Origin of the sequence: Prochlorococcus marinus str. AS9601, from assembly GCF_000015645.1 — a bacterium.
Taxonomy (GTDB): Bacteria; Cyanobacteriota; Cyanobacteriia; order PCC-6307; family Cyanobiaceae; genus Prochlorococcus_A; species Prochlorococcus_A marinus_O.
In genome coordinates this window covers 904,438-930,161 of the sequence record NC_008816.1, presented here as the reverse complement: position 1 = coordinate 930,161, position 25,724 = coordinate 904,438, and the positions used below count along the sequence as shown (strand labels likewise).

The following is a 25,724-nucleotide window of genomic DNA, read 5'->3' as shown; positions in this document are numbered from 1 at the left end:
CGAGAAATTAATAATTTGGATTAGTTTGCTTCATTTAAGATTTGAAATGACTTTCTTTTTAGATTAAATAATAAAACTTGATTATCTTTACAACTAATTTTAAAATCTTCTTTTTTTAGCATTTGTATTGGGATTAAAGCTAATCCTCCTGTTCCTGAAAATATGATTGGCATTGTATTATTTTTCGTTCCATTCATTTTTTGTAAGTCAATTGCTTGAGAAACTATTTTTCTGGCTTTGTCAAATCCGTAATCTTCTATTAATTCAGACCATAAAAAGTTAACTGATTCATATTTCGAAAACTCAATTTGTACTGTTTTCATTAAAAAATAATATATCTAGTGATTAATTAATAACGATATAAACTTAATTACTATTTTTAAACCTATCCATGACTAGTTGCAACATATCAACTACATCACCATCAGTTAAATTTAAATCCTTCTTTAAATCATTGCAAGTTAAATTCATTTCAAGTGCCGCTTCAGCCATATGATTAACTTTTTGGTTATCACCGCCCAATGAAATAAAGGGATTGAAGTTTTCTATCATCTAATACTTGTTGTTACTATTTAGTTCTAGCTAAGAAATAATTAATTATCATTTATTGATACAGAAGCTTATAAATATGTTATTTTATTTTTAGAAAGTTTTTATTTTTAAACTAGGGATATTGATACACCTTTTGATATCAAAACGAATCTTCTGGCTCTGACGAGTAAAGGAAATATCAAGTTTGTTCGTTTATTTGATTTAAACACTCTAGAAAGTAACAAAAGTAAACTACTTGAGGGATTATTTATCTGTTTGCAAATAGTGTTAATTGCATCTGCTCCATGAAAGATATCTTCATCTTTCAGAAGAATAGCTCCTTTATCAATGTCATAACCTTTATCTAGGAGGGATTTAATCAAAGTTAAATTTTTACGACCATCAAGAATTCTAATATTATTTAACTTGCTTTTGATCTCAAGTAGCTCAGCAAAATGATTGCAGAATGGGCATTCTCCATCATAAATAAAGGTATAGTTGGAAGTCATTAGAAAAAAACAGTTTTGATGTTCTTAAAGTGCGCCAACAAAACATTAATTACTCAATAATAAAATAAATAATAAAAAATTTGTGGATTTTTTATAAAGGGATAGTTAAACGATTCTAATAATTACAAAGAAATGTCTCAATATAGGTTTATTTTTCATAAAAATCTGTATGCTAACTCGGAGATATTATGTTTTAAAATCATGAATTTATTAGCTTCTTTTGCTTTAGGTGGTTTCAATCCATGGGCAGCAGGCTTTGGAATTGGTTCTTTAGTCCTTTTTGGTCTTGTTGGACTTGTGGCGGGTCCAAACTTAAAGAATTTTGACCCTGATGCATAAATCATCATATTAAATATATATTTTTTTAAAAGACTCATTTGAGTCTTTTTTTTATGCGGTTTTTAAAATTTATTTTTAGAATCAATCTAAATTATATAAAGCCAAAGAAATGTTGTTAAATCCTTTCTATCCATTTACTTTTTTGAAAATCTCTTCTCTTAAATCTACTATTGTTTTTTTATCAATACTTTTAATAAAATCAAATTTGCTTAGATTAAAAGGGGGTCTAATAGGAGGACTTTTTGCATTGATACTCATATCGGGGATTTTTGCTTCTAGTACCATAGCTTTAGGATCATTAGTTTATGCCTATCGATTAAAGAAGAAATCCAATTCTGATGATAATCAAGTTCAGGATTTAGAAACTGTTAATGTTTAAGATATTTTGTGAATCAAATTTAGTTGGATAACCTAAAATGGAGTTCCAGGTACAAAATGCAAGACTAAAAATCCAAAACCGGCAGCAAAAACTATTGATACTGCAATGATTAGAAGACCCGATGCCATCCCCCCTTCGTTAAACGCCATTTAGTTAGTTATTTTTATTAATAATAGAACATATTTGTTCCCAGGTAATAGTTCTAATTACTCATATATCATCCAAATTTATTATTAATGGTGAATAAAAGTAAAAAAATGGAAGTTAATGAGATGATAAAACCAAATATTATTAATGGTTTAGATTTGACGTTTTCTTCTTTCTTAAGCTTATTTTTTGAAGAAGGAATATTTCTATCTTTTTTTTTATAAATAAGATTGGAAAAAGGTTTAATCACGATAAATTTTAGATTTAAGCTAATTACCCTAATGTTTTGAACAAATCTTTGTGGTAATCAACAACATTTTGACAACTTATTACAGGAGTAAATTCCATATGAATGCCAAATTTAGCTCTCCATGGAGCAAAATGCTCGAAAATTTCTTTATCACTCTCTGCCTTACATAAACAAACTACTCTACCCTCACCTGGAGCATGAACTCTAAATAACATCTCAAATTTATCAGTTTTATCTGATTTTGCCATTTCACCGTTTTCCCAAGCTTCTACAAATAATTGATAAGCTTTCACTTGATTCTCAATATCTGGGAATTGGCAGTCAGCAAGAAATAATTGCATTGGAGTATTCTTAAGGTTTTACTCATTATCCCTCAAATACTTATTTATTAATGGGACTGTTTGAATTTGAAGATCAGAAAAAGAATATTTTCTTAAATAAAGTGAGAAGAGAGAGTCTCAAGGAATTTTCCAATATCTTTTTTATATAAACTATCTGTGATTTTTAAAGAGAATAATTCATAATCATTTATATCTTTTTTTTTATCAAAATTAATATTTCCCTTTAATGAAATATTTTTCATGATTTTATTGATCACTATTTAAAATCTAAACAAATATAAATAAAAGACAAATTTCTTTACATTATGTTTTTTATGTGAGAAATTTCTAAGACTAATAAATAATAATTAATCTAATTAAGAGTTAATTAATTTTCCTAGGATATATAAGAAAGAATTAGTCGAGGAAAAAATTACAGTTAATAGACATGCAATAACGGGCAATAAATTAAACCACAATTGCGAAGTTGTCATTTTTGAATCAATAGGCAGAAAATTGGTTCTTTTTTTAATTCTTATTTGTAACCAAAAAATAGATAATGGATAAATAATTCTTGAGAAAGTAATTATCAACGAAGGCAAAATACCTTGGTTTGAATAAAGTATAAATCCTGAAAAAAAGTATAACGCCCAAATTAGAACCCTTTGAATCAGAATTAATCCCTTGCTTTTGCCAGACATTATTAATTAATTAATTTTTATAATTTTAGTCATTTTATATCTTTCAAAAAAAATGTTATTTATAATGACTTTTTCTTTACGTATAATTTCCCATTTATTTTTAAGAAATAATTCATAACTTATTAAGCTCGCTTCAGTATAAAGAGATTCTAAACCTTCTTTCTTTGCTGCATCTTCTAATTTATGAAGTAACTTAGAGCCGTAGCCTTTTCTTTGGAATTTACCTTTACAGTAAAATAGCGCAATTCTATCGGTGGGATATCTTGTTGCAAAAGCAATAATAACTCCTTGTTCACTTATTAGCCAGCCTTTTCCTTTAATTATTGACTTATCAAAATTTGGGTTATTCCATGCTTGGCTTGACCAGGCTCTTTTTTGTTCTTTACTATAAATTTTTTCATCTAAAGATTGAATTGAATCAAAATAAACCTTCTTTAATACCAGTTGATCTTTAATGGTAATTTGTCTTAAATTCATATACAAATCTATTATTTAATATGCCTAGTAAAAATATAGTCGCAATTGGGGGAGGAGGGTTTGGACGTTCTTTAGGCTCTCTTGAAATTGAAAAATATATAGTTTCTTTAAGTAATAAAAAAAGACCTAAAATTTGCTTTATTCCAACAGCATCTGGAGATAGTAGTTTGTACAAACTTAATTTTTATAGAGCATTTTCTAAACTTGATTGTATAACAAGCCATATTGATTTTTTCTCTAGAACAGAAAACTTAGAAGAAATAGTTTTAACTCAAGACATCATTTATGTTGGTGGAGGAAATACAAAAAGTATGTTGGCTGTTTGGAAAGAATGGAATTTTCATAAAATTCTGCGAAATGCTTATGAAAAAGGAATTGTAATGAGTGGTGTAAGTGCTGGGGCTATTTGTTGGTTTGATAAAGGTATAACTGATTCTTATGCTAAAGAATTATCCATAATTGACTGCTTAGGTATAGTTGAAGGTATTGCCTGTCCGCATTTCGATGAAGAGAAAGAGAGGGAACCTTACGTTTATGATGTTATTCAGAGAGAAATTATTGAATCTTGTATATGTATTGAGGGCAATTGTGCCTTACATATTAAAAATGATTTTGACTATTCCTCAATTGATTTTGGTAATGGTAGAAACTGCTTTAGAGTTAGAAGGGAAAATAATATTGTGAAAAAAGAAATTCTTTGAAAAGAAAATATTTTTAATATATTTTAGATCTCCTCATTCTTCGAGATAGAGGTAAATTCAATCCCTTTGTATTTTACGAAAGATGCAGTCCATACTTCTTTTGAGAGATTGCCAAGGTATTTTAGAAACTGTTGTGTATCTCCATCTCTTATCCATTCAGATTTAATGAATGGAAGCTCTTTCTGCATTCTTTTAGGATGCATATGAACAAGGAGCAAACCTTTTTCTTCAGAAGCCCTTTTTAAAGCACCTTCATCACTTCTTTGAAACACTCTCATTAGAAGATTTAAAATTACCTCTTCTCCAAGTTTCTTGAAATTTTCGGATTCCTCTAAATTATCTTTAATTTCTTTACCTCCAAGAGGCATTGCTCTAACTAAGTTTTGCTCTATTAAAGCTATTGCAATTAGATAATCTTGGCTAGCCATATTCTAAAATAATACTTTTTTTGTTATTCTAACCTCTCGAGTTCATGAAAATCTTTCAAGGAATAAATATTTGCGATAAGAAGTAGGGAAATAATTTATTAATTATTTTCTAATACAATTGAAATATTGTTATTTATTTTAATTAGTAAAATTAAAAATTTTATTTGTTATGAGGTTTTTTTTATTTTTATTTTTAGGGATTTTTGTAGGTCTTTATTTATCATGGCCCGGTTTACTAATGCCAGAAAATTGGAAATGTTTTAATCAAATTATTGCAAAATCTTCAGAAGATAAAATTTCTTTAAAAGCTGCATTAGAGATTTCCCCCAGTTATTTTTTAAAGGCTAAGAATAAAAAGACGACTTCCAAATTAAGAATCGTAGCAGATGCTTGTTTTCGTTAATATGTTGAGTGATTAAATATGACTACTAAATAATGAACAATAATATAAGATTTGAATTATCGTTTAAAAATATTTCTCAGTTAGAAAATAAACTTAACTTCTGCAAATCTAATAATATAAAAAATATCAATATTCCATGTAAAGGACTTATAAAGAAGGATTTATTTAATTCAACTTTTAAATATATAACAAAAAACTATAATGAATTTAATGTAACCTATCACTATAGTCTTTATCATCAATATTCAGAAAATAAAGAAATATCGTATCAGGATTTTTTAGATTTTGTTAAAAGTTCTCAGACTAATAAAAATTATCAAATTCTGCTTGTTTCGGGATCTAAAAAGAAAAAAAACTTTGACTCAGTTGATGTATTAGCTTATTTAAAAAAAGAAAAAAATTTAAAACTTAAATTAGGTATAGCTTACAATCCATATTTGAAAAAGTATTATAATATTTTTTCAGAAAGAGAAAGGTTCGAAAGAAAAATTTCGACTGGATTAATAAATTCAATTTGGTTTCAATATGGCACAGATATTAAAGTTCTTCAGAATGAGTTGACTTATCTAAAGAAAATAGCAAAAGATCAAAAATTAAATCTATTTGGAAGTTTATTTATTCCCTCTAAACAATTTATAGCGCGGTTTAAATTTCGTCCTTGGAAAGAGGTATACATATCAGAAAAGTGTTTATTTACCTTAGAAAAATTTTTTGATTTTACAAGAGATTTAGTTAGTTTTTATAAAAATAATAATATTACTCCTGTAATTGAATCTGATTTTTCATCATCAGATAAACTTGATTCTGTTTATAGTTTTTTAGAAAATGAAAGATAATTTCTGCAAATATTAAATCAATGAAAAGTGATTTTACATATGACTTATTAATAATAGGTGGAGGTATATCTGCGTGTGTTTTTGCTTCGAAGATTCTGAAAAATAATATTACAAAAAAAGTTGCATTAATTGAAATTGGTCGTGGTCTTGGAGGGAGATCAAGTACAAGAATAAGCAAAAAATATAAAGGATGGAAACTAAACCATGGTTCTCCAAATTTCAATATATCTAACAGTAATAATAATCTCCTATTAAAAAGATATATTGATGAATTATTGGAAAATAAATATATAAAAATTGACGACTCAGATATATTTTTTCTAAGTGAAGATTCTAATTTAGAAACCATAAAAAAATCTGAGTTTTCTTGCGGGGTCAATTATCTATCTTCAGATTCTATGAGTGAATTATCGAAAAAGATAATTGAGTCAAATAATTTAGAAGAGAAAATTGATTATTTCTTTGAAACTTTAATAGTTGATATGAAGTTTAATCATAAGGAATGGTTACTAACATCAAATAATGGTGAAAAATTCAAGTCTAAATATTTAATTTGTTCCACTAATTTGTTATTACATAAGAGGTCTTTAAAAATATTAAACGTAAATCAAATTCCATTAAGAAAAGCTATTCCTATTAATAATGATAGAAAAATAGATTTACTATTAAATTGCTTAGAAGAACAAACATTTATTCCCAGGTTAACTTTTTTAATTTATACAAATGAAAATTATAATTTTAAGGATTATTATTCTAAAAAACAGAGGTATTTTTATTTAAAAAACAATTTAGAAAAAAAATATCGATTTGAAAGAATTATTTTTCAGCTGCAAGATAACAATAAATTAGGAATCGTAATTCATTCAAAAAACGCAGATTTAATTAATTCTTATATAAGCGCAAAAGATGAAGAAGTTTTTAAACAAATAATAATTACAAATTTTAATAAACTGTTCAAAGAGAATTCTGTAGTACATAAATTAAATTGTGATGAAAAAATATCTATTATGAAATGGAGAGCTTCACAGCCTTCTGGCCTTGCCGTACCATTATCTTTACAATTTAGTAGAAAATATAGAATTGGATTTTGCGGAGACTGGTTTGAAGGATATGGATTTGGTAGAATTGAAGGATCAATTTTAAGTGCACTAATATTAGCGGAAAAAATTAAAAACTTAATTAAATAATTTTTCCAGAATTAGATCTATATCAGTGTTTTTTTCAATAATGAATTTTTTTTTATTATTTTTTATGCTATCAGGTTTGAATTTTTCGTAATAAATGCTCCATGATTTTAAGAAATCATTCTCTGCTTGTTTTTTACCTTTCCCCCTTTCTTTTACATCTCTTTGGACAACTCTTTTCATGCACTCATTTTTTTTAGTTTTTATTTCTAAAAAAATATAATCCTTATTATTTAAAGTGTTTGAGAATTCTTTTGCAAATATACCCTCAACAATTAGAAAACTAATATTATTTGTTTCGTTTACGATATTTTGAATTGTTTTCTTTTCGAAATTATAATAACGATCACAGATTGAAATTCCATTCTTATAAATAAAATCAAAATCTTTTTTGAATAGTGTGTTATTGAAACTGATACTTCTATCAAAAAAACCTTCTACAAATTTTGGTAGTAATTTACTTATTAACCCTGTCTTATAGTAATTATCGGTACTTAATACAATACCATTTTTATTTTTTTTTATTATTTGATTTGATAAAGTTGTTTTCCCGCTTCCGGAAGGTCCACTTATAAAAATAAGCTTCATTTTTATGATCTGTTCTTTAATATGATTTTAATATTACTATTAATAAATACCTTTAAATTTTGAATATACATACTATCTTTTTTTAGTCTTGAAAATAATTTAGAATAACTTGCAATTGCTCGTAAGCTTGCATAAATATTAAATGTGTGTCTTTATATAATTGTAAATAAATTATTTCTATTCAATTAGTCATTGTTTTGTTATTTTTTCCTCTGGAATTTGATAGTATTTAATTGAAGAGCTAATTTTATTACTTATATATTGCAATGATTTCTAAATTTCTCAGCAAACTAAAATCAATTTTATTTAAAAGTGCAGTAACTCCTGAAACTCCTTTAAAGAAAGAAAAAAAAGCAGCAAAGTCTGCAAAAACAAAAACAAAAACAAAAACAAAAGCAAAGAATTCTAAGAAAAATATTGAAACTTTGACTACACTTCCTGGTGTTGGTGCTAAAAGCGCAAAAGCTTTGTATGAGGCTGGATTTAAAACAACAAAGGCAGTTATAGCAGCTGATGAAAAAGACCTTCTTGCTGTGTCAGGAGTTGGAATAAATCTTGTCAAGAAACTTAAAAATCTTAAATAGTTAAATTTTTTTAAACCTCTATAGAAATTAAAAATATTAAAAAATCACAAAAACTTTATAAGTTTTAGGAGATTATCTTCTTCTTGCTTTTCTTCTCTGTTGCAATTTTCTTTTGTATTTTTCAATAGGGGTTTCATGATGCCTAAGTCTTTTTAAATCTGCAAAGATTCCAGATTTAGATACTTGTCTTTTAAATCTTCTAAGGGCAGATTCAATTCCCTCGTTCTCTCCTACTGTAACTTGTGTCAAAATTTTCGAAATAAAATATATTCTAGCACTTTAAAAGATATATTCAAACTTTAAACTTCTACTTTTATATTGACGGTTTATTTGGCTAATTTTCAGCCCACTCCAAAAATCTTTTTTTATTACTTTTTATATCTTGTAATGATTCAAAATAATATTTCTCCCAATTATCTTTAGGCAGTCCAAGAAATAACATTAGGTTTAATGGGTATTGATTGCTATCAGTACAATTTCTAAAATCATCCCTGAATAAAAAGATTTCCTTTTTTAAAGCAATTGCGATACCTAACTCAATCATTACCCCTTCATCTGGTGGATTTCCATTAACAATCGCAAAAATACAATCACATTCTTTTAAATCAAGAAAATTACTTCTTGCAACTTCATATGCCCACTCACTTTCTTGTTGTATTAATCGTTTTGTTCTCTCAAAAGGTTCAAATACTTCTACATTTAAATCATTGAAGATTTGAATAAATTCATTTAAGAGGGTTTTAGTTTGTTTTGAAAATCCATATGGATTAGCCAAATATAATTTCTTTCTCAACTTAAACCTCTTTTTTTTATATATTCTTCGCGGTCACTTTTTGAATTTATAGTATTTTCCCAAGGGAAAACAATCCATTGACTTTTTTTTGTTAGATGAACTGTATTCCACCATGTAGGTTTGATTTTACTAAATAATACAAAAAACATTGCTCCTTCAATATTCTTGAAGGTCGTCAATGTAATTCCTGTTTCATAAACATCATCTACTATTAGTGAATTCTTTATTGGTTCAGAAATTAATTCAATTTTTAATTTATGGCTTAATGCTACAGCAAGACATAATCCACCACGAGGAACTCCATATATTCCAGAAAATTCCTTATACCTACATTTATTAGCTATTTGTTCTACGCTCTTATCAAATTCGATCCAAGTAAAATAATTTATCATGTTAATTTTCTTTTTTTTCTTTAGTAGTAGCGTAATTTGAAGCAATTACACTTAAAAGTGCTACTACTTGCTCATTTGGACAATTAGTATTTTTTTTTAGGTTTTCACATTCATTTATTATCTTGGCGTATGTATCCTCAACTATCCCGTTCATTTGGTCGATACTAAAAGAATATGGTTTATTCATTTTTAAATTATTTGTTATTTTATTTTTACTTAAATATCCAACGAAGTAAATATTTTTAGTATTTAAAGATAAAATTATTCCCACATGGGGTCATTTAATTTTTCATTTTTAAGTGAAGAAGGAACATAAGTATGTAAATTTTCAATTTTTATAGCCCATTTTTTAGATTTCCCCTTTAAACTTTCGCTTTCAATTAGGTTTGTTAGGGGAATCCTTTTTCTAACTTTAAGAAGTCCTAAACAAGCTTCCCAGGCTTCATGATTTTTATAAATATCTAACCAAAAATCAAAAATATTTTCCAAGATTTCTAAAGGGATATCAAATGGAATCCCCATTGAAGGTCTTGTAATTAAATAATTTTTGTTTCTTAGTTCATTTAATAAATTATTTACGTTTAAATTAATAGCTAAAAGAATATCTTTTGCTGATTCATTACCGATTAATTCTTTTCTATGGCAATCTAGAAGATTTTCATCCTCAAGGATATTTTCATCGCAATTTTTTATTCCCACAATCCAAAACCCTTCTCCATTATTCACTCCACTAGCAAGAAATAGAAATTGCGGTGTATTCTCCAAGATTTCAAATTGTTTTTTTCATTTTTAACATTTTTTGCTTGATATGAAAATTATTTAGCTGTGCAATTAACAATATGAGGTCCTCGTAAAAGAAATTTTGTTGTTATAGTTAAATTTTTAGAGATGTTTGATTTAAGAGAATTACAACTAATGTTTTTAGACCCTACTGATTTAATAATTAATAATATAAATAAATATCTTTATAGTAATAAAGCAATTAAATTTATTTTTTCTTAGGAAATAATTTTCCTATCTTCTCCTTTTGCAAGTACTCCTTTTTAGTTCTTATTTTTTTGTCTTCTAAGGATTCTTTATTAGTACTTACAGCATAAATAATATAGAAAATCATGCTAGTAAATATTAATCCTACAAGAATAATGAATATTCCTATAGGTTCACTGGGGCCAAATATTTTAAGATCTAAAGCTGTATTTAGGGAAATTATCATCAATAAACTAATTCCTCAAATAAATTTTTTGGAAATCTAATTGATTTCCTCGTATCCAAAAAATGTTGCATTGTCTGAATTTTTATAACCATTAGCGGCTTCCTGTGGGTTTTGACTGTCAATTTTTCTTGCTTTAGCATGAATCATGTTGAATGGGAAAATTACAGCTCCTACAAAAAAATGGAGAATTAAGAAATCTGAAGGTAATCCATTTGTCCAATCAGGAAAAAATAACAGTGTCATCAATGATTCGTACATATTTGTAGTCAAATAAACCTCAGACTATTATTACTGAACTTATCGCAATACTTTTAATTATTAATAAATTGAAATTTAATTTCCTTTTAATAATTATCAGATTTAATTGAAAAGACAATTTTAAAATACTATTATATTACGTATGAACTTTTGATTAATAGCTGTTGTTCAAATTATTTTTTGTCTTCCTTTTATTTATAATTTTTCAATTCAAACCTGCAATTGGTTTATCTTTTGATACGTCCGATCCTAGTGTTAGTTTGCTTCAAAATAGGATCTCTAATAATTTCTCTAAGAAATATTGCAATGCTATCCAAAATGGTCTTTCTAAAGATGAAGCAATGAAATCAGCTATTGTAAAAACTGAAAATATTATATCTTTCTCTTATAATCCTCAGAAAAAATGGATTGAGAAAAGTGACTTGGCAAATCAAATTTCATTGCAAGTAGTAAATGATTGTGGATGGTCGTTTGGATTAATTGGAAAGGAGGGGGTTGATTATTTTAAATCATATTTTCTAGAAATTTACGAAAAAACTACTCCTGACAAGAATTTTTCAAGATAGATTAGATTAATGAATAATATTTCAGACAAATTAGTATTGACTATAATTTTGATTACTATTCTTTTTGTATTTGGATTGATTTTTTCAGTAAAGTCCCCAGAGAGAAAGGTTATAGATTCACCAATAATGTGGAAAGATGATTATTCTAATATCTCGATTTTTAATAACAATTATATAAATTCAGAAAGAATAAGAATAATTTAATAAAAACATTGCTTACTAAAATAAAAAATCCAATTCAATTATATAAAAATATTTTTTCGAATCTCAATAAATTTATCATTCATTGTTTAATGTTTAATTTAAGTAGTTCAAAAGAACTGACGCTAGTTTTAAATCATCATTAAACCATGCTCGTATCGCCATAGCTCTTCGAGGATCATAAAAATTTTGTTTTCTGTACCAAGTAAGAACTTCTGAATCTGATTTCTTCCCATTACATGACAAACAACATGGAACGCAATTACTAGTACTGCTTATCCCACCCTTTGACATTGGGTGCAGGTGGTCGAGTGATTCTGAGGGTTTACCGCAATAAATGCATTTATAATTAGTAAGTTTATTAAGTGACTCTCTCCAATTTTTATTACTTGTCTTGGGACAAAACTGATCAAGGTAAATTGCATCTTGTTTATGCATAAAAATCTTGATAATTTTTTCGATAATAACAGTTTTTTTTAAAGTATGATTAAAAAGATAATATAAGACTTCTTAAAGCAAATGTTTCTTATGAAAAGTATAATTTTCACTTATTAATAAAAGGGCAATTTATAGTTAATGCTTTATTTATTAACAATATTATTAGGAAATTTTGATCATTCTTTATTAAAAAGTATTTATATCTTTTTGATATCGTTTTTTTCTAATACGTTCTCAGCGGTTTCTGGAGGAGGAGCAGGACTATTACAATTACCTGCATTGATTTTATCTGGAGTTCCTTATTATCAGGCTTTGGCTAGTCATAAATTAGCAACAGTAGCACTAGGATTAGGGGGTTCCTTAAGAAATTATAAATCTTTAGGTAATGATATAAGTGTTGCTTGGCAAATTTTAATTTTTGGATTACCAGGAGTAATTTTGGGGGCTTCTATAGTTGAATATATATCAGAAAAGTATTTGTACTTAATTTTAGGAATAATATCCATATTATTAGCTTTTTACTCATTCTTTAAAAAAGATTTAGGTTTATCGTCTGGGAATAAAAAACTTAATTTTGTACCTAAAATTAGATTTTTATTTTTTATTTTTTTTATAGGTATATTAAATGGTTCTATTTCGTCAGGAACTGGATTGTTCGTAACAATACTATTAATAAAAACTTTTGAAATGGATTTTCTTCGAGCCATAAGCATGACATTTTTTACTGTTGGGATTTTTTGGAATTTTATTGGAGCAGTATTTTTGGCAAGAATAGGATCGGTTCCATTAAATTTATTGATAGTTTTAATAATTGGTTCCTTTACAGGAGGATTTTTTGGAGCTCACCTGTCAAAATTAAATGGGAATATACTTATTAAAAAAACTTTTATAACAGTTTGTATTATTGCTGGTATTAGCTTATTGATTAAATCCATAAAAAGCTTTTTATAAAATTATTGGAGGATAACAGTACATTTTGGTAAAAAAATTTCAAAGCAGGATCATAAATTAAAAAAATTAATTAATTATTATTTTTATTTTTATTTTTATTTTTATTCGTTATCAAAGGGGTTATTGATTTTCTCTTTTTATTTAATAATAATTTTAGACCTTATTTTAAAACCATAAAAAAAGGGCCTCACATACGTGGGGCCGGGTGATGGGGAATCTTATTTTTAAACCAATTTCATAAAAAATGCAACCCCCTATCTGTAGCGCAATCAGTTACTTATCAATACACTACAGATAGTGCTTTAATGAGTTTCATATATGTAAATTTTAAAAATTCTAAAAAATTTTGAAATTTTTAAGTTTTCAAGCAAAAACTATATCTTATTATTTCAAATGTTTTGGGTAATTTTACTTGTTAAAAATGTCCTGCACAGTATCATTCGTAAGAACTTTGCTAGTAAAAAACTTTAATGATTGAATTAACTTTACTAACTCTTTTAAATTATGTTGGGGATAATTTCTGTGAGTATAGAAATCTAGGTCATGATAACTATAAATCTTTACTTCTTTCCTATAGTGATGCTAGTAATAAATTTGGAGCATTAGAGGTTAAAAAGGTTATTGAGAAGTCAGAAAATTTTAAAGTTACGGCTGTTGCTATTGCTGCAATTAAGTGCCCTCAGCATATAGTTAAGTAATGAAGTTTGAATTAAAAACTGAAAATGAAAATTATTCAAAATCAATTTCACAATTTTTCTGTATAGTTTTTTTAATCACTTTAATAATAATCCTTTGTGATGTTGCACTCAAATTAGGAATTATATCTAGAAATCATAAAATCGAATACAACTGTAGGCTTTTATCTGTCGAAAAATCTAAACCTTATTTTAAGAAATTATCTAGACTTTCTAATCTGAAAAGTAAACAACAAATTTGGGAATTTTGCAGGGAGGTCATTAAATAGTAGTTAGCTAGATGCTGATGAATAGAACTTTAATGCAAATAACCAGAATTTTCTTGAAGTTATAAGAAATACTGAAGCAACAATAACTTCAAGCATTATTTTCCATAATTGAGAAAAGCCTAGAAAAACTTCAGAAGGAATTGTAGTTATAAAAGCAATAGGAATGAAAACACTAAAAAATATTCTTAAAGAAAATGAAAATGAATTTAGAGGAAATCTTCCAATATAAAGAAATGATCTTAATACTTCTATTGCATTCCAAGTCTTAACAAACCAAATAGTAGTAGTAGAAATAAAAAACCATAGACTATATAAAATACAAATCGAGCAGCTTATCGTAATTAACGATAATGTTAGAAAACTTAAATTTAAATTTATTTGATTTATTCTCATGCAGAATAACAACAAGAAAAATCCAAGCATTATTTCTAAAAATCCAGATGGATTTATTTTTTTTAATGAAATGAAAAATTGACTATCAATAGGTTTTAAAAGTACGAAGTCTAATGTTCCTTCTCTTATATGTTTAACTATTTCTGTAAGATTAGGATTGAACCATGTATTTGTTATTCCATTCAAAATTGTATAAATGCCTTGAATTATTAGTGCCTGTTCAAATTCCCATCCCCCAATATTTCCATTATTTTGAAAAAAAATAGATAAAAGAAAAATACTCCCTACTAAACTTAAAATTGCAGTAGTTAAATCAACTAATATATTTGTCTTATACTCCAATTCAGAAGCCAAAGAAGTATGTAAGAATTTTTTATAAACTTTTAGATATTTTCTTAAATTCATGACCCCATAGCTGTATATTTTTTGGTTCCTTCAGACCAGATTTTCTTAAAAAGTGGGAAAAGTAAAAAAATCCATAGAATTTGCATACTTAAGCCTCCACTTATATTTGTTTCATTACCTGATAGTAGGTTCGCAGGGAAATCAATTAGATATGGAAAAGGAGTTAAATAAATCCAAGATTTAACAAATGCGGGGAATGAAACTACTGGAGCTAAAAGACCTGAGAGAAATAAAGTTGGAATAAATAACAATCTTTCTATCGATGATGCTTTCTCTGTCCAGAAACAAAGACATGCAATTATTGACTGAATTAAAAATTGAATCAAGAAGGATAAGAACGTTGATACTATCGATAAAAGTAAAATACCTAAATTTGGAATCCATATACTTTCAGGATTAAAAATAAAAAAGAAAAATCCAATTATTAGTGCGAATGGAAATCTTGTTATTTGTTCAGCAACATGTTGTGCAAAATATCTGAAAAATGGATTTAAAGGTTGGATTAAATACGGAGATACTTTCCCCATAAGAGAATCCTCTTCAAAACTAAATACAACCCAAACTACCGAAAACTGTCTTACAAAAAAAGCACATAAGAAATACCTAGATAACATAACATCACTAATGTTTATAGATTCATTTAAATTATTATTTGTCCAAATGTTTAACATGAAAAAAGGAATAATCCCTGAAATTGCCCATAATGCAATTTCTACCCTATATTCCAACATGTTTGAATATTGGACTTTTAATAAGGTGAATATTTTACGGTTAATCAAATTAGATGTCATAATCTTTTTTGATTAGTACCTTCCCAATAATTTCATCTATAGGTGGTTCATTTATAAAAAGGTCTTCAATATCAAAATTATTTAGGATTGTCTTTAGTGAGGAGGTAATTGAGTTGTTTTCAATTTTTATAGTGATTTCATTCTTAATTTTATTTTTAACAGTAAATCCGGAGCTTTCTAATTTAGTTGCATCTTTTTCGGAACGACAAACTATTAATATTTCTTTAACAGGAGATAGTTTTTTTAAAAGTAGGTTAAGTTTTCCATCATATGATATCGCCCCTTCGTGCACGCATATAACTCTTTTGCATAGCGATGTTATATCTTTCATGTAATGACTGGTTAGGCATATTGTTGCATTAGTTTCCTTATTATATTTTTGTAGGAATTTTCTTAAATTTCTCTGTGCATTAATATCTAATCCAAGTGTCGGCTCGTCCAAAAATAGAATATTAGGTTCATGTATCAAAGCTGCTAGTAATTCTGACTTCATTCGCTGACCTAGTGAAAGTTTTCTAACAGGTATGAATATCTCTTCATCAATTTCAAGCATTTCTGATAGTTTGTTTATTCTCTTTTTAGCTTCGAACTTATCTAAGTCATATATGGAGGCATTCAAATAGAATGATTCAATTGGCGGAAGATCCCAAATAAGCTGTTGCTTTTGTCCCATTATTAAGGTGATTTTCTTTAGGAAATTTTCTTTTCTTCTGAAAGGTAAGTGACCTGAAACTAAAATCGAACCTTCACTTGGATAAATTAAGCCACAAAGCATTTTTAATATTGTTGTTTTACCAGCTCCGTTAGCGCCTAGAAAACCTACTATTTCTCCTTCTTTAATTTCAAAACTAATATCTTTTATAACTTTTATACTTTTTGTTTGTCTTTTAAAAAAATGTTTTATTGTTCCTTTTAAGCCTGGTTCTTTAGTAGAGATATCAAATGACTTAGATAAATTTCTTACATCTATAATGTTTTGTACCATTTAAATTCTAATTATTGAAATTTTTATATTTAGATAAATTATTAAATTATTTATATTTTAGAAAATTTTTTTACGAATTAAAAAATATCTTTAAAAGATACAACCAGCCAGATTAAAAAGTTAATTGGATTAAGTAACTCGCTTACCTTATTTTTATTTTCATAATTTAATCTTTTAAAAAAATCGAATAGAAAATTACTATTCTCTTTTTTATCATTATTTTTCTTAATTACATTACCATTTTCGTCGAGAAGATCAATTTCATCTTCAAAAAACCATTGCTCTTTTCCGTTAGATAATTGCAAGACAACTCCAATACCTTTACCATCAGTTATTCTGAAATCCCTTATCTTACCCAATGAAGAAATATTTATTGCATCAATAGTTTCTTTAGTAAGCCTATCCTTTGACAGGCCTAAGTTAATTTGAACAGAATTTCCTATCTTAACCTTATCTAGAATTAACATTTTTTTAGGTTATTATACTTAGTGATAAAGGGATTATGCGATTAACTCATAATTATTTATTTATTTCAATAATTATTATTTTTTGAAAATTGTTTCAAGGATTCTTTTTATTGAAATTGTTAATACTCTCAAGAATACAAAAAACAGTCCTAACCAACCTAAAATGACAGCAAGTGATAATAAGCTTGAACCTAAATCACGCTGTAGTAAATTCTGCATATTATTTTTCTGAATTTGATTGTTATACTCTACTTTATTAATTTGCTAATTAAAGATGAAAATGTTCAACATTGAGATTTATTTAAATTCTTCTTTATTAGAGTATTTAATAGAAATGATTTGTGAGCTAAACTTTATTTAGATAATTAATTTTTATATTTTGGATCTATCTTTTAACTCATACATTGGAATACTTTTTATCATTATTGGTCTAATAGTTAGATTGGACTTTAAATTCTCCATTCAAAAAGATCTCAAATGATTTCTAATAGGCTAATTTTTCATTTTAGTAAGATGTAAAAACCTTTATTTTTTTATTTTTTATAATTGCTTTAACTATTTCAATTACTAAAAAAGCAGCCGTGAAGCTGCCTCTCTATGGTGGCGGGGGGGAGATTTGAACTTCCGACCTTCGGGTTATGAGCCCGACGAGCTACCAGACTGCTCTACCCCGCGTCATATACATAGCATACATCTGAAAGGGTTATTTTTCCCGTTTTTTAGGATTCTTGGAATTTTAATTTACCTTTAACTTCAAGTCGCACTCCTTCAGAAAAATTAAACACCTTTTCTTCGATGTCTTGAATTCTTAAGTCAGATATCCACTCTAACTGTTTTAGTATGTGTAAACTAACTGCGTGTTTTGCTCTTTTTGAACCGTCTTCTACTTTTAAAGCTAATCCTATCCCTTCATTTACCTTACATAGACACTGTATTCCTTCGGCACCACCTTTACCTATAACTTTCCCATGAGAAGCTTTGATTATTTCGGTATCAAATTTATTGTTGTCACTTATCATTGTTGGATTTAACGTAAAAGCTCTACTGATTTGTTCTAATTCAGCATTTTCTGAACTACTTAGAAGTGAATATAACCTCGACATCTCTACTAGTTTTAAATAAAGGGTAGGGGCACCACAATCATCACGTTCTGCGCTTATTTCAGATGCCGGGATTCCAAGTAATTCAGAAACAATTCTAAATATTTCGATTTGAAGTGGATGATCCCCTTTTAAATAACTATCTAATGGCCAATTCATTTTTTTGCATGTAGCTAAAAAAGCAGCATGTTTACCAGAACAATTATGTTCTAATGGACTTATCTTAGTTTTTGGACATTTCAGGTTATTAATGTCAATGTCATATTCCCATAAAATTTTGAAAGCTTCCCTTGCATGAATTTTTGAACCACTATGTGACCCGCAAGCTAAAGCAATTGATTTTGATTCATTAGTTATATTTGATGCGGCTCCACTACTTACGAAAGGTATTGCTTGAAAGGGTTTAAGTGCTGACCTTATGAAACTTTTATATTCTGGATTTCCTGCACACATTAAAACCCTCCCTTTTTTGTCAGTAATAACAGCATGAATTTTATGTATTGATTCAATATTTGACCCTCTCATTAAGGTTGCTTGTAAAGGAGGATTGTTAGAGGTGTAGAGGTTTTTGAAATTAGAACTCATTTAAAAATTAATGTATTGAAAAATTAAAATTCCCGATAAAGCTAAGACTGAAATAATAGAAAAAATTTGAATTAAATTTTTTAAAATAGGCTTTACCTCAATTGAGGCAATAAGTGATTCTTTTTCTTTTAAAACTAATGGTTTTTCCCAAACTTGGCCGTCATACCAACCCGATTCCTCGTATTCAACTTTTTCTGATCTTAATCTTTTAAAAATATGATTCCATCCTAAATATAACCTTATTGAAATTAAAAGAGGTATTGATAAGCTGCTAAAAAAACTTAATAGAGTATATTTTAAGAGAGATGTTTTAAAATATACACTTCCTGAAGAAATTACAAGAAATAGAAGGAAAGCTCCTAACCAGAACTTTATTAAAATAAGAATAAGTGATTTTTTTGTTTTTGGCCAAGAAAAAATTTTAGATTTTGATAATTCGATGAATTCATTTGAGGGTTGTTGCTCTATAGGGACAGGACATTTATATTCGTTCATAAAATAAAAATTATGGAAATATAAGATTATCTCCATTACTCCAGAATGATTCGAGGTCATAAAATTTTCTTATCTCTGGTTGAAAAATATTTACAATCAAATCACCATAATCGAGTAAAGCCCATTTCGCTTCGTTAACCCCTTCTTTGCGTAATGGTTCAATTCTAGCCTTCTCTCTAAGCTCACCCTCTACAGAGCTAGTTATAGATCTAACTTGTACGTCAGATAATCCTTCTGCAATCAAAATCCACTCACTGATAAATGATACTTTGTCAATTTTTATAAGCTTTATATCTTTTGCCTTTTTTTCATCACATGCTTTAGCTGCCATTAAAACCAAACTTTTATTGTCCATAAACATTTTCACTCGAAACTGATTTTTCTGAACCTTCCTGCTGAGATAATTCTGATCTTGCTTTCTCTGCACTTTTTCTTAAGGCATCTAATCTATCTTCAAAGAAACTCCTTTTTTTCTTTTTTCGTGTCTTATCTATTAATTCCTTTAACGCTCCTCCAAGACTCTTATAAGCATTTGGAATGCTGTATCCAAATCTACAAGCAAGATCTATAGCCACTTCATCTGCATAAATAGCATCTTGAAGTTTTTTTTCAGAATTATTTTTTAAATATAATCTATACCCTGCAAAACTTGACAAACCAAGCGCAAGTAATAAAAGTAAGCCATCTTGGACCCACAACTCTCCTATCGCCCCACCAAGTCCTATGGCAAGAGCTGCCATTTCCCATCCATCTCTAGGAATTGTGTCATTTTGAATTTTCCCGACCTCGTGCCAAAATAATAGATTTCTGTGGTCAATAGCAAAATTATCCCATTCATCTAAATCTATTTGGATTTCTACTTCGTCACGACCTATCTCCTCAAGTGTTATTAGAGGTGGGTCTATAGCCGCAGCAGCTTCAACAAATACCCAACTTTCATTCTCTGGAGGCAACAAATTTTTAAGTCGCTGAAGTTCGCTCATAAAAAATTAATTTCTTTCAATACTATAGAAACAAATGTTGCTTTTCAAGTAACTTGATTAACATCTGATGATTTATAAGTAGCATGAGATAAATGAAGGTTTAAATTATGCCTCAAAGAGGTGATCTTAAAAAAATTCTTATTCTAGGTTCGGGCCCGATTGTTATAGGACAAGCATGTGAATTTGATTACTCTGGTACTCAAGCTTGCAAAGCTTTAAGAAATGCTGGTTATGAAGTTGTCTTGATAAATTCAAATCCAGCATCAATAATGACTGATCCTGAGATAGCGAGCAAAACATATATAGAACCATTGACTCCTGAAATTGTTTCTCAAATCATATTAAGAGAAAAACCTGATGCGATTCTTCCTACTATGGGAGGTCAAACCGCATTGAATCTTGCGGTTAAATTATCAGAGTCAGATTTTTTAAAAGAAAATAATGTTGAATTAATTGGTGCTGATTTAAGAGCTATTAATAAAGCTGAAGATAGAAAATTGTTTAAAGAATCGATGGAGAAAATTAATGTAAATGTTTGTCCGTCTGGGATTGCATCTAACTTGGATGAAGCTGTGGAGGTATCAAAAAAAATTAGTTCCTATCCTCTTATAATAAGGCCTGCATTTACATTAGGTGGTGTAGGAGGTGGAATCGCTTTTAACCTTGAAGAATTTGTTGTGTTGTGTAAATCAGGTTTAGAGGAAAGTCCAAGTAATCAAATATTGATTGAAAAATCACTTATTGGATGGAAGGAGTTTGAACTAGAGGTAATGAGAGATACTGCTGACAATGTAGTAATAATTTGCAGTATTGAAAATTTAGACCCAATGGGAGTCCACACTGGAGATTCTATTACTGTCGCTCCTGCACAGACTTTAACAGATAAGGAGTATCAGAGATTGAGGGATTTGTCATTAAAAATTATTCGAGAGGTAGGAGTCGAAACAGGAGGGAGTAATATTCAATTTGCACTAAATCCATCTAATGGAGAAGTAATTGTCATTGAAATGAATCCCCGTGTGAGTAGATCCTCTGCTTTGGCAAGTAAAGCAACTGGATTTCCCATTGCTAAGATTGCAGCTTTATTATCTGTTGGCTATACACTTGATGAGATTATTAATGACATTACAAAAAAAACACCTGCATGTTTTGAGCCGTCAATTGATTATGTAGTTACTAAGATTCCAAGATTTGCCTTTGAAAAGTTTAAAGGCTCTACAAATACTTTAAGCACTGCCATGAAATCCGTTGGTGAGTCAATGGCAATAGGTCGTTCTTTTGAAGAATCATTTCAGAAAGCATTAAGGTCATTAGAAGTCGGTGTTTTTGGATGGGAATGTGATTCTCTAGATGAATTTAAAAATGAAAGTCACATTAAAAATAGTTTAAGAAACCCTACATCTGAAAGAATTCTCATGGTTAAGAAAGCTATGCAGCTTGGAAAAACTAATTCTTATATTCAAGAAGTTACAAATATAGATTTATGGTTTATCGAGAAATTACGTAATATCTTTAATTTTGAAAATGAATTTTTGAAAGAAAAGGAACTTTATACTCTAGATAGGGATTTGATGTTACATGCTAAACAATTAGGCTTTTCAGATCAACAGATAGCAAAGTTAACTAATTCTGATTTTTTTGAAGTGAGAAGATATAGAAAAAAACTTAATATAATTCCAATTTATAAGAATGTTGATACTTGTTCAGCAGAATTCTCGTCATCAACTCCCTATCATTATTCAACTTACGAAGAGGCATTCATAAATTTTAATTCTCAAACTTTTGATAGCGAGATTTCAGAAAATAGTAAATCAAAAAAAATTATGATTCTAGGAGGAGGTCCAAACAGAATTGGTCAGGGAATAGAATTTGATTACTGTTGTTGTCATGCATCATATCAAGCCTCCACAAATGGTTATAAAACAATAATGGTTAATAGTAACCCTGAAACTGTATCAACAGATTATGATACTAGCGATATTTTATATTTTGAGCCTGTAACTTTGGAAGATGTGCTCAACATAATAGAGGCTGAAAATCCTTATGGTTTAATTGTTCAATTTGGAGGCCAAACCCCACTGAAATTATCATTACCTTTATCTGAATGGCTTAAATCTAATGAAGGGCTCAGAACTGGATCAAAAATTCTTGGGACTTCTCCAATATCTATCGATTTAGCAGAAGATAGAGAGGAATTTACAAAAATACTTAAAGAATTAGCTATTAGACAACCTTTAAACGGTATTGCACATAATCAAAAAGAAGCGGCGGTTGTAGCAAAAAATATAGGGTTCCCCTTGGTTGTAAGACCTTCTTATGTTTTAGGAGGAAGGGCAATGGAAATTGTTAAAGATGAGAATGAATTATCTAGATACATCTCTGAAGCAGTTAAGGTATCTCCTGATCATCCAATACTTCTTGATCAATATTTGAATAATGCTATTGAGATAGATGTTGATGCTTTGTGCGATTCAGAGGGTTCGGTTGTTATTGCTGGTCTAATGGAACATGTTGAACCGGCAGGAATTCATTCTGGAGACTCAGCATGTTGTTTGCCATCCATTTCTCTTTCAAAATCCACCATAGAAAATGTAAAGAAATGGACTAAATTAATTGCACAAAGATTAAATGTTGTTGGTTTAATTAATTTGCAATTTGCAGTAACGAATACAAATAACAAAGAAAAAAAATTATTTATTCTTGAAGCAAATCCAAGAGCATCAAGGACAGTCCCATTTGTTTCAAAAGCCATAGGTAAACCAGTTGCAAAATTAGCTACCCAGTTAATGCAAGGTTTTACATTAGAAGATGTTAATTTCACACAAGAATTTTACCCAAAATATCAGGCAGTAAAAGAAGCTGTTTTACCTTTCAAAAGATTTCCTGGATCTGATACATTACTTGGTCCTGAAATGAAATCTACTGGAGAAGTAATGGGCTTAGCTAAAGATTTTGGAATTGCTTATGCCAAGTCGGAATTGGCTGCAGGAAATGGTGTGCCTTCAGAAGGAGTGGCTTTTTTGTCTACAAATGATTTAGATAAAAAACTTCTTGAGGAAGTTGCTAGAGAATTGATGATTTTAGGATTTAAATTAATCGCAACAAAAGGGACAGCTGCATATTTGATTAATCTAGGCATTCAAGTTGAAGAAGTGCTAAAAGTTCACGAAGGTAGACCAAATATTGAGGATCTAATTCGTTCTGGACTTGTTCAATTAATAATTAATACTCCAATCGGCTCACAGGCTCTACATGACGACGCTTATTTAAGACGTGCTGCTTTAGAATATAATATTCCAACTTTTACAACCATTCCTGGAGCAAAGGCAGCGATTAAAGCAATCAAAGCATTGCAATGTAATAATATTGATTCTTATTCTCTTCAAGAAATCCATAATTTTTAAAATTTACTTTAAATTTTTTAGTTTTTCTCTTAATTGATTAGCTAAAGAGTTTCGGCTTATAGAAATTAATTTGAGAGTATCTTGATGCATTTTAAGTTGTGTCTCGGCTATCTGTAATACTTTTATTGATTCTTTAATTTCATTAGAAAGTTCATTTATTAAGTATTTTTTCCCATCAAAGGTTAAAACTGGATTTGCAGAATCATTTGTGTTTTCGCTCATGGACTTACCTTTTTAATAAATAAAATAGGGTTATTATTTTTTAATCAATTGTTTTTCACATAATTCTTTATAAATTCCTGGTTTATTGATTAAATCAAAATGTTTCCCAACTTCAATAATTTCGCCTTTATCGAAAACAAATATTTTATTTGCCTCCTGAGTAGTGGCTAATCTATGAGCAATTACAATAACTGTTCTATCTTTCATAGCCCTATTTAATCCTTCTTGGACTTCAGATTCTGATTCTGCATCTAACGCACTTGTGGCCTCATCTAAAAGAAGAATTGAAGGGTTTCCAAGTATTGCTCTTGCAATTGCGATCCTCTGGATCTGACCTCCTGAGAAATTTGATCCTCTTTCAGTTATCTTAGTTTCATATTTTTCAGGAAGCTTTTCAATAAAGTTATGCGCGTTTGCTTTTTTTGCTGATTCTATAACCTCTTCTTTGCTATAACATCTGCCCATTCTTATTACATCAATAATTTTTCCTGAAAATAAAAAAGGCTGTTGTTGTACTAATGCAATGTTTTTTCTAATATCTTTTGTGTTTAATAATTTGAGATTTATATCATCAATAAAAATGTCTCCACTACTTGGAGATATAAATTTTAATATCAAAGCCAACATTGTACTTTTACCAGCTCCAGATGCTCCAACGAAAGCTGTGACTTCCCCTTTCTTAACTTCTAAATTGATATTTTTAAGAACTTGATTATCTTTTTTGTAAGCGAAATTAACTTTCTTGAAACTTATTTTGCCTTCAAGATTGGATATCCTTTTTAAATTTTCTTTATCATCTTCGTTAGGTTCTAGAGTTAGGTTTTTCAACCTTTTTATTGAAGCTTCTGTTTGTTTATAATCATTAAAATTTGTACTAACATGGCTTATTGGATCAATAAGCATCAATATTGCAGCAAAGAAACTACTAAATTCTTCACTTGTTAGAAGTCCAAGATTTATTCTTGCTGCTCCTAAACCTAATATTGCTAATATTCCAAATGCTTCAACAAATCCTACGACTGGATGTTGAAATGCGAGTAATTTTAATGTTTTATATTTTGCTTTTTTATTTGTACTTAATCTTTTATGAAATCTATTCTCAATCCATTTTTCTGCAGCAAAAGACCTTATCGTCGACATTCCATTTATAGATTCACCTATTAAACTTGCTAGATTACTTGTTGATTCTTGACTTTTTTCAGATGCGGATAAAACTCTTCTTCCAAAACTATTAACTGAAAGAATAATCAATGGTGCTAAAACAGATGTTGATAATGTTAGTGACCAATCTAAATAAAACATATAAATTACAACTGCTATCAATTGTAAAATGCACGGAATAGTATCCTGCACTGTTTTATAAATAACTTCGCTAACTCTATCTGCATCTTCTGTAAGTCTATATGTGATATCCCCGGCTGAAATCTTTTCAACAGAATTCATCTCTATCTTTTGAATTTTGCTGAATAAATTTCCTCTCATTATTTCACTAATTTCTAAAGATGGTTTTGCTATGAATACATCTTGTCCAAATTGAGCAATTTTCTGAACTAAAAATACAAATAATGACTTCACTATTATGTTAGTTACTTTTGTTAGGTCACCAGATCCAATCGCGGGGATTAAGTTTCCAGCAAAATAAGCTAACAAGGGCCAACATGCTACATAAATAAGCATGCATATAAAACCTCTAATAAACCTATTCGAATATGGTCTGACTGGTGGTATTAATCTCAAGTTA

At 28.5% G+C, this 25,724-nt stretch carries 38 protein-coding genes and 1 tRNA gene; 12 read left to right on the top strand and 27 right to left on the bottom strand.

Translation table 11 applies throughout. The features are described 5' to 3' along the window. Nucleotides 1–20: 20 nt before the first annotated feature. From A9601_RS14290 to A9601_RS14280, 3 genes are all read right to left on the bottom strand, one after another. Nucleotides 21–323 (bottom strand): hypothetical protein, encoded by a 303-nt coding sequence (locus A9601_RS14290; RefSeq protein WP_011818522.1) that lies wholly within the window; start codon nt 321–323, stop codon nt 21–23. A 43-nt stretch (nt 324–366) separates the two neighbouring features. Beyond that, a complete protein-coding gene (locus A9601_RS14285; protein WP_011818521.1) occupies nt 367–552 on the bottom strand; it encodes a hypothetical protein in 186 nt (61 codons plus the stop codon). Between the two features lie 107 nt (nt 553–659). After that, nucleotides 660–1,040 carry a DCC1-like thiol-disulfide oxidoreductase family protein gene (locus tag A9601_RS14280; RefSeq protein ID WP_011818520.1) on the bottom strand — a complete coding sequence of 127 codons (381 nt, stop codon included), beginning with the start codon at nt 1,038–1,040 and terminating at the stop codon, nt 660–662. Between the two features lie 201 nt (nt 1,041–1,241). Here A9601_RS14280 and A9601_RS14275 point away from each other — a divergent pair, with 201 nt between their 5' ends. Beyond that, entirely contained in the window at nt 1,242–1,379 is a 138-nt protein-coding gene (locus A9601_RS14275; protein WP_002806597.1) for a hypothetical protein, read from the top strand. A 109-nt stretch (nt 1,380–1,488) separates the two neighbouring features. Then, on the top strand, nt 1,489–1,758 hold the full coding sequence (locus A9601_RS14270) for a hypothetical protein (protein WP_011818517.1): 270 nt from the start codon (nt 1,489–1,491) through the stop codon (nt 1,756–1,758). Nucleotides 1,759–2,178: 420 nt separating this feature from the next. Here A9601_RS14270 and A9601_RS14260 read toward each other — a convergent pair whose 3' ends face one another. The 3 genes from A9601_RS14260 to A9601_RS14250 all read right to left on the bottom strand — a co-directional run bounded on the left by A9601_RS14260 (nt 2,179) and on the right by A9601_RS14250 (nt 3,653). Further along, a complete protein-coding gene (locus tag A9601_RS14260; protein ID WP_011818514.1) occupies nt 2,179–2,496 on the bottom strand; it encodes a DUF3303 domain-containing protein in 318 nt (105 codons plus the stop codon). A 92-nt stretch (nt 2,497–2,588) separates the two neighbouring features. Beyond that, nucleotides 2,589–2,738 carry a hypothetical protein gene (locus A9601_RS18665; protein ID WP_167315823.1) on the bottom strand — a complete coding sequence of 50 codons (150 nt, stop codon included), beginning with the start codon at nt 2,736–2,738 and terminating at the stop codon, nt 2,589–2,591. A gap of 444 nt (nt 2,739–3,182) precedes the next feature. Further along, nucleotides 3,183–3,653, bottom strand: coding sequence for a GNAT family N-acetyltransferase (locus A9601_RS14250; RefSeq protein WP_011818511.1), 471 nt, complete (start codon nt 3,651–3,653; stop codon nt 3,183–3,185). A gap of 20 nt (nt 3,654–3,673) precedes the next feature. Here A9601_RS14250 and A9601_RS14245 point away from each other — a divergent pair, with 20 nt between their 5' ends. Beyond that, nucleotides 3,674–4,354, top strand: coding sequence for a peptidase E (locus tag A9601_RS14245; RefSeq protein WP_011818510.1), 681 nt, complete (start codon nt 3,674–3,676; stop codon nt 4,352–4,354). Nucleotides 4,355–4,377: 23 nt separating this feature from the next. Here the strand turns inward: A9601_RS14245 and A9601_RS14240 are convergent, their stop codons facing one another. Beyond that, on the bottom strand, nt 4,378–4,782 hold the full coding sequence (locus A9601_RS14240) for a hypothetical protein (protein WP_011818509.1): 405 nt from the start codon (nt 4,780–4,782) through the stop codon (nt 4,378–4,380). 169 nt (nt 4,783–4,951) lie between these two features. Between A9601_RS14240 and A9601_RS14235 the strand changes: the two genes are divergently transcribed. The 3 genes from A9601_RS14235 to A9601_RS14225 are packed head-to-tail and all read left to right on the top strand — an operon-like array spanning nt 4,952 to nt 7,208. Then, nucleotides 4,952–5,185 carry a hypothetical protein gene (locus A9601_RS14235; protein WP_011818508.1) on the top strand — a complete coding sequence of 78 codons (234 nt, stop codon included), beginning with the start codon at nt 4,952–4,954 and terminating at the stop codon, nt 5,183–5,185. Nucleotides 5,186–5,217: 32 nt separating this feature from the next. Beyond that, complete coding sequence (locus tag A9601_RS14230) at nt 5,218–6,021, top strand: hypothetical protein (protein ID WP_011818507.1); 804 nt, start codon at nt 5,218–5,220, stop codon at nt 6,019–6,021. Between the two features lie 20 nt (nt 6,022–6,041). Further along, nucleotides 6,042–7,208 carry an NAD(P)-binding protein gene (locus A9601_RS14225; protein ID WP_011818506.1) on the top strand — a complete coding sequence of 389 codons (1,167 nt, stop codon included), beginning with the start codon at nt 6,042–6,044 and terminating at the stop codon, nt 7,206–7,208. Here A9601_RS14225 and A9601_RS14220 read toward each other — a convergent pair. Further along, the gene (locus A9601_RS14220; protein ID WP_011818505.1) at nt 7,197–7,793 is read right to left on the bottom strand and encodes a uridine kinase family protein; all 597 of its coding nucleotides are present in this window, start codon (nt 7,791–7,793) and stop codon (nt 7,197–7,199) included. The genes A9601_RS14225 and A9601_RS14220 overlap by 12 nt on opposite strands. A gap of 266 nt (nt 7,794–8,059) precedes the next feature. Between A9601_RS14220 and A9601_RS14215 the strand changes: the two genes are divergently transcribed. Continuing rightward, complete coding sequence (locus A9601_RS14215) at nt 8,060–8,377, top strand: helix-hairpin-helix domain-containing protein (RefSeq protein ID WP_011818504.1); 318 nt, start codon at nt 8,060–8,062, stop codon at nt 8,375–8,377. A gap of 72 nt (nt 8,378–8,449) precedes the next feature. Here the strand turns inward: A9601_RS14215 and rpsU are convergent, their stop codons facing one another. The 7 genes from rpsU to A9601_RS14180 form a co-directional block, all read right to left on the bottom strand. After that, nucleotides 8,450–8,626, bottom strand: a complete 177-nt coding sequence (gene rpsU, locus A9601_RS14210) for a 30S ribosomal protein S21 (protein ID WP_002806486.1) — start codon at nt 8,624–8,626, stop codon at nt 8,450–8,452. Nucleotides 8,627–8,711: 85 nt separating this feature from the next. Continuing rightward, nucleotides 8,712–9,170: a nucleoside 2-deoxyribosyltransferase gene (locus A9601_RS14205; RefSeq protein ID WP_011818503.1), complete on the bottom strand. Its 459-nt coding sequence runs from the start codon at nt 9,168–9,170 to the stop codon at nt 8,712–8,714. Further along, nucleotides 9,167–9,562, bottom strand: a complete 396-nt coding sequence (locus A9601_RS14200) for a phosphoribosyltransferase (RefSeq protein WP_011818502.1) — start codon at nt 9,560–9,562, stop codon at nt 9,167–9,169. The genes A9601_RS14205 and A9601_RS14200 overlap by 4 nt, the downstream gene beginning before the upstream one ends. 1 nt (nt 9,563) lies before the next feature. Continuing rightward, complete coding sequence (locus A9601_RS14195) at nt 9,564–9,749, bottom strand: hypothetical protein (protein WP_041484606.1); 186 nt, start codon at nt 9,747–9,749, stop codon at nt 9,564–9,566. A gap of 74 nt (nt 9,750–9,823) precedes the next feature. Next, entirely contained in the window at nt 9,824–10,327 is a 504-nt protein-coding gene (locus A9601_RS14190; protein ID WP_011818500.1) for a hypothetical protein, read from the bottom strand. A gap of 223 nt (nt 10,328–10,550) precedes the next feature. Continuing rightward, on the bottom strand, nt 10,551–10,775 hold the full coding sequence (locus A9601_RS14185) for a hypothetical protein (protein WP_041484535.1): 225 nt from the start codon (nt 10,773–10,775) through the stop codon (nt 10,551–10,553). Nucleotides 10,776–10,811: 36 nt separating this feature from the next. Then, nucleotides 10,812–11,018, bottom strand: a complete 207-nt coding sequence (locus A9601_RS14180) for a hypothetical protein (protein ID WP_225866241.1) — start codon at nt 11,016–11,018, stop codon at nt 10,812–10,814. Nucleotides 11,019–11,197: 179 nt separating this feature from the next. On the opposite strand from A9601_RS14180, the gene A9601_RS14175 reads away from it, so the two are divergent. Then, complete coding sequence (locus tag A9601_RS14175; protein WP_011818496.1) at nt 11,198–11,599, top strand: hypothetical protein; 402 nt, start codon at nt 11,198–11,200, stop codon at nt 11,597–11,599. 9 nt (nt 11,600–11,608) lie between these two features. Further along, nucleotides 11,609–11,803, top strand: a complete 195-nt coding sequence (locus tag A9601_RS18980) for a hypothetical protein (protein WP_011818495.1) — start codon at nt 11,609–11,611, stop codon at nt 11,801–11,803. 93 nt (nt 11,804–11,896) lie between these two features. Here A9601_RS18980 and A9601_RS14165 read toward each other — a convergent pair whose 3' ends face one another. After that, nucleotides 11,897–12,238 (bottom strand): HNH endonuclease, encoded by a 342-nt coding sequence (locus A9601_RS14165; protein ID WP_011818494.1) that lies wholly within the window; start codon nt 12,236–12,238, stop codon nt 11,897–11,899. Nucleotides 12,239–12,376: 138 nt separating this feature from the next. Between A9601_RS14165 and A9601_RS14160 the strand changes: the two genes are divergently transcribed. Together A9601_RS14160 and A9601_RS14155 are read left to right on the top strand one after the other, a co-directional pair. Continuing rightward, a complete protein-coding gene (locus tag A9601_RS14160) occupies nt 12,377–13,189 on the top strand; it encodes a sulfite exporter TauE/SafE family protein (RefSeq protein ID WP_011818493.1) in 813 nt (270 codons plus the stop codon). A 470-nt stretch (nt 13,190–13,659) separates the two neighbouring features. Next, a complete protein-coding gene (locus tag A9601_RS14155; protein WP_011818492.1) occupies nt 13,660–13,887 on the top strand; it encodes a hypothetical protein in 228 nt (75 codons plus the stop codon). 269 nt (nt 13,888–14,156) lie between these two features. On the opposite strand, the gene A9601_RS14145 is transcribed toward A9601_RS14155, so the two are convergent. The 9 genes from A9601_RS14145 to A9601_RS14105 form a co-directional block, all read right to left on the bottom strand. Then, nucleotides 14,157–14,951 (bottom strand): ABC transporter permease, encoded by a 795-nt coding sequence (locus tag A9601_RS14145; RefSeq protein WP_011818490.1) that lies wholly within the window; start codon nt 14,949–14,951, stop codon nt 14,157–14,159. Continuing rightward, nucleotides 14,948–15,742 carry an ABC transporter permease gene (locus A9601_RS14140; protein ID WP_011818489.1) on the bottom strand — a complete coding sequence of 265 codons (795 nt, stop codon included), beginning with the start codon at nt 15,740–15,742 and terminating at the stop codon, nt 14,948–14,950. The genes A9601_RS14145 and A9601_RS14140 overlap by 4 nt, the downstream gene beginning before the upstream one ends. After that, nucleotides 15,732–16,727, bottom strand: coding sequence for an ABC transporter ATP-binding protein (locus A9601_RS14135; RefSeq protein WP_011818488.1), 996 nt, complete (start codon nt 16,725–16,727; stop codon nt 15,732–15,734). Before A9601_RS14135 ends, A9601_RS14140 begins: the two co-directional genes overlap by 11 nt. Before the next feature lie 77 nt (nt 16,728–16,804). Continuing rightward, the gene (petP, locus tag A9601_RS14130) at nt 16,805–17,194 is read right to left on the bottom strand and encodes a cytochrome b6-f complex subunit PetP (protein ID WP_011818487.1); all 390 of its coding nucleotides are present in this window, start codon (nt 17,192–17,194) and stop codon (nt 16,805–16,807) included. Nucleotides 17,195–17,792: 598 nt separating this feature from the next. After that, nucleotides 17,793–17,869: transfer RNA gene (locus A9601_RS14125), tRNA-Met, on the bottom strand. A 44-nt stretch (nt 17,870–17,913) separates the two neighbouring features. Next, a complete protein-coding gene (locus A9601_RS14120; RefSeq protein WP_011818485.1) occupies nt 17,914–18,879 on the bottom strand; it encodes an asparaginase in 966 nt (321 codons plus the stop codon). Beyond that, on the bottom strand, nt 18,880–19,374 hold the full coding sequence (locus tag A9601_RS14115) for a CGLD27 family protein (protein WP_041484605.1): 495 nt from the start codon (nt 19,372–19,374) through the stop codon (nt 18,880–18,882). A 10-nt stretch (nt 19,375–19,384) separates the two neighbouring features. Next, complete coding sequence (gene rsfS / locus A9601_RS14110) at nt 19,385–19,729, bottom strand: ribosome silencing factor (RefSeq protein ID WP_011818483.1); 345 nt, start codon at nt 19,727–19,729, stop codon at nt 19,385–19,387. Further along, the gene (locus A9601_RS14105; protein WP_011818482.1) at nt 19,719–20,357 is read right to left on the bottom strand and encodes a DUF3318 domain-containing protein; all 639 of its coding nucleotides are present in this window, start codon (nt 20,355–20,357) and stop codon (nt 19,719–19,721) included. The genes rsfS and A9601_RS14105 overlap by 11 nt, the downstream gene beginning before the upstream one ends. Nucleotides 20,358–20,464: 107 nt before the next feature. On the opposite strand from A9601_RS14105, the gene carB reads away from it, so the two are divergent. Further along, nucleotides 20,465–23,761, top strand: a complete 3,297-nt coding sequence (gene carB, locus A9601_RS14100) for a carbamoyl-phosphate synthase large subunit (RefSeq protein WP_011818481.1) — start codon at nt 20,465–20,467, stop codon at nt 23,759–23,761. Nucleotides 23,762–23,764: 3 nt separating this feature from the next. On the opposite strand, the gene A9601_RS14095 is transcribed toward carB, so the two are convergent. Next, the gene (locus A9601_RS14095) at nt 23,765–23,983 is read right to left on the bottom strand and encodes a DUF6447 family protein (protein WP_011818480.1); all 219 of its coding nucleotides are present in this window, start codon (nt 23,981–23,983) and stop codon (nt 23,765–23,767) included. A 33-nt stretch (nt 23,984–24,016) separates the two neighbouring features. Then, the gene (locus tag A9601_RS14090) at nt 24,017–25,660 is read right to left on the bottom strand and encodes an ABC transporter ATP-binding protein (RefSeq protein ID WP_011818479.1); all 1,644 of its coding nucleotides are present in this window, start codon (nt 25,658–25,660) and stop codon (nt 24,017–24,019) included. Nucleotides 25,661–25,724: the final 64 nt, after the last annotated feature.

Coding starts and splice junctions, on each gene's coding strand:
- A9601_RS14220 (WP_011818505.1), bottom strand. CDS start 7,793: ATGAAGCTTATTTTTATAAGTGGACCTTCCGGAAGCGGGAAAACAACT.
- A9601_RS14180 (WP_225866241.1), bottom strand. CDS start 11,018: ATGACACTGTTATTTTTTCCTGATTGGACAAATGGATTACCTTCAGAT.
- carB (WP_011818481.1), top strand. CDS start 20,465: ATGCCTCAAAGAGGTGATCTTAAAAAAATTCTTATTCTAGGTTCGGGC.
- A9601_RS18665 (WP_167315823.1), bottom strand. CDS start 2,738: ATGAAAAATATTTCATTAAAGGGAAATATTAATTTTGATAAAAAAAAA.
- A9601_RS14140 (WP_011818489.1), bottom strand. CDS start 15,742: ATGACATCTAATTTGATTAACCGTAAAATATTCACCTTATTAAAAGTC.
- A9601_RS14275 (WP_002806597.1), top strand. CDS start 1,242: ATGAATTTATTAGCTTCTTTTGCTTTAGGTGGTTTCAATCCATGGGCA.
- A9601_RS18980 (WP_011818495.1), top strand. CDS start 11,609: ATGAATAATATTTCAGACAAATTAGTATTGACTATAATTTTGATTACT.
- A9601_RS14145 (WP_011818490.1), bottom strand. CDS start 14,951: ATGAATTTAAGAAAATATCTAAAAGTTTATAAAAAATTCTTACATACT.
- A9601_RS14105 (WP_011818482.1), bottom strand. CDS start 20,357: ATGAGCGAACTTCAGCGACTTAAAAATTTGTTGCCTCCAGAGAATGAA.
- A9601_RS14215 (WP_011818504.1), top strand. CDS start 8,060: ATGATTTCTAAATTTCTCAGCAAACTAAAATCAATTTTATTTAAAAGT.
- rsfS (WP_011818483.1), bottom strand. CDS start 19,729: ATGGACAATAAAAGTTTGGTTTTAATGGCAGCTAAAGCATGTGATGAA.
- A9601_RS14185 (WP_041484535.1), bottom strand. CDS start 10,775: ATGATAATTTCCCTAAATACAGCTTTAGATCTTAAAATATTTGGCCCC.
- A9601_RS14120 (WP_011818485.1), bottom strand. CDS start 18,879: ATGAGTTCTAATTTCAAAAACCTCTACACCTCTAACAATCCTCCTTTA.
- A9601_RS14115 (WP_041484605.1), bottom strand. CDS start 19,374: ATGAACGAATATAAATGTCCTGTCCCTATAGAGCAACAACCCTCAAAT.
- A9601_RS14270 (WP_011818517.1), top strand. CDS start 1,489: ATGTTGTTAAATCCTTTCTATCCATTTACTTTTTTGAAAATCTCTTCT.
- A9601_RS14165 (WP_011818494.1), bottom strand. CDS start 12,238: ATGCATAAACAAGATGCAATTTACCTTGATCAGTTTTGTCCCAAGACA.
- A9601_RS14260 (WP_011818514.1), bottom strand. CDS start 2,496: ATGCAATTATTTCTTGCTGACTGCCAATTCCCAGATATTGAGAATCAA.
- A9601_RS14245 (WP_011818510.1), top strand. CDS start 3,674: ATGCCTAGTAAAAATATAGTCGCAATTGGGGGAGGAGGGTTTGGACGT.
- A9601_RS14240 (WP_011818509.1), bottom strand. CDS start 4,782: ATGGCTAGCCAAGATTATCTAATTGCAATAGCTTTAATAGAGCAAAAC.
- petP (WP_011818487.1), bottom strand. CDS start 17,194: ATGTTAATTCTAGATAAGGTTAAGATAGGAAATTCTGTTCAAATTAAC.
- A9601_RS14155 (WP_011818492.1), top strand. CDS start 13,660: ATGATTGAATTAACTTTACTAACTCTTTTAAATTATGTTGGGGATAAT.
- A9601_RS14200 (WP_011818502.1), bottom strand. CDS start 9,562: ATGATAAATTATTTTACTTGGATCGAATTTGATAAGAGCGTAGAACAA.
- A9601_RS14290 (WP_011818522.1), bottom strand. CDS start 323: ATGAAAACAGTACAAATTGAGTTTTCGAAATATGAATCAGTTAACTTT.
- A9601_RS14230 (WP_011818507.1), top strand. CDS start 5,218: ATGAACAATAATATAAGATTTGAATTATCGTTTAAAAATATTTCTCAG.
- A9601_RS14160 (WP_011818493.1), top strand. CDS start 12,377: ATGCTTTATTTATTAACAATATTATTAGGAAATTTTGATCATTCTTTA.
- A9601_RS14250 (WP_011818511.1), bottom strand. CDS start 3,653: ATGAATTTAAGACAAATTACCATTAAAGATCAACTGGTATTAAAGAAG.
- A9601_RS14195 (WP_041484606.1), bottom strand. CDS start 9,749: ATGAATAAACCATATTCTTTTAGTATCGACCAAATGAACGGGATAGTT.
- A9601_RS14285 (WP_011818521.1), bottom strand. CDS start 552: ATGATAGAAAACTTCAATCCCTTTATTTCATTGGGCGGTGATAACCAA.
- A9601_RS14090 (WP_011818479.1), bottom strand. CDS start 25,660: ATGCTTATTTATGTAGCATGTTGGCCCTTGTTAGCTTATTTTGCTGGA.
- A9601_RS14280 (WP_011818520.1), bottom strand. CDS start 1,040: ATGACTTCCAACTATACCTTTATTTATGATGGAGAATGCCCATTCTGC.
- A9601_RS14235 (WP_011818508.1), top strand. CDS start 4,952: ATGAGGTTTTTTTTATTTTTATTTTTAGGGATTTTTGTAGGTCTTTAT.
- A9601_RS14225 (WP_011818506.1), top strand. CDS start 6,042: ATGAAAAGTGATTTTACATATGACTTATTAATAATAGGTGGAGGTATA.
- A9601_RS14095 (WP_011818480.1), bottom strand. CDS start 23,983: ATGAGCGAAAACACAAATGATTCTGCAAATCCAGTTTTAACCTTTGAT.
- A9601_RS14135 (WP_011818488.1), bottom strand. CDS start 16,727: ATGGTACAAAACATTATAGATGTAAGAAATTTATCTAAGTCATTTGAT.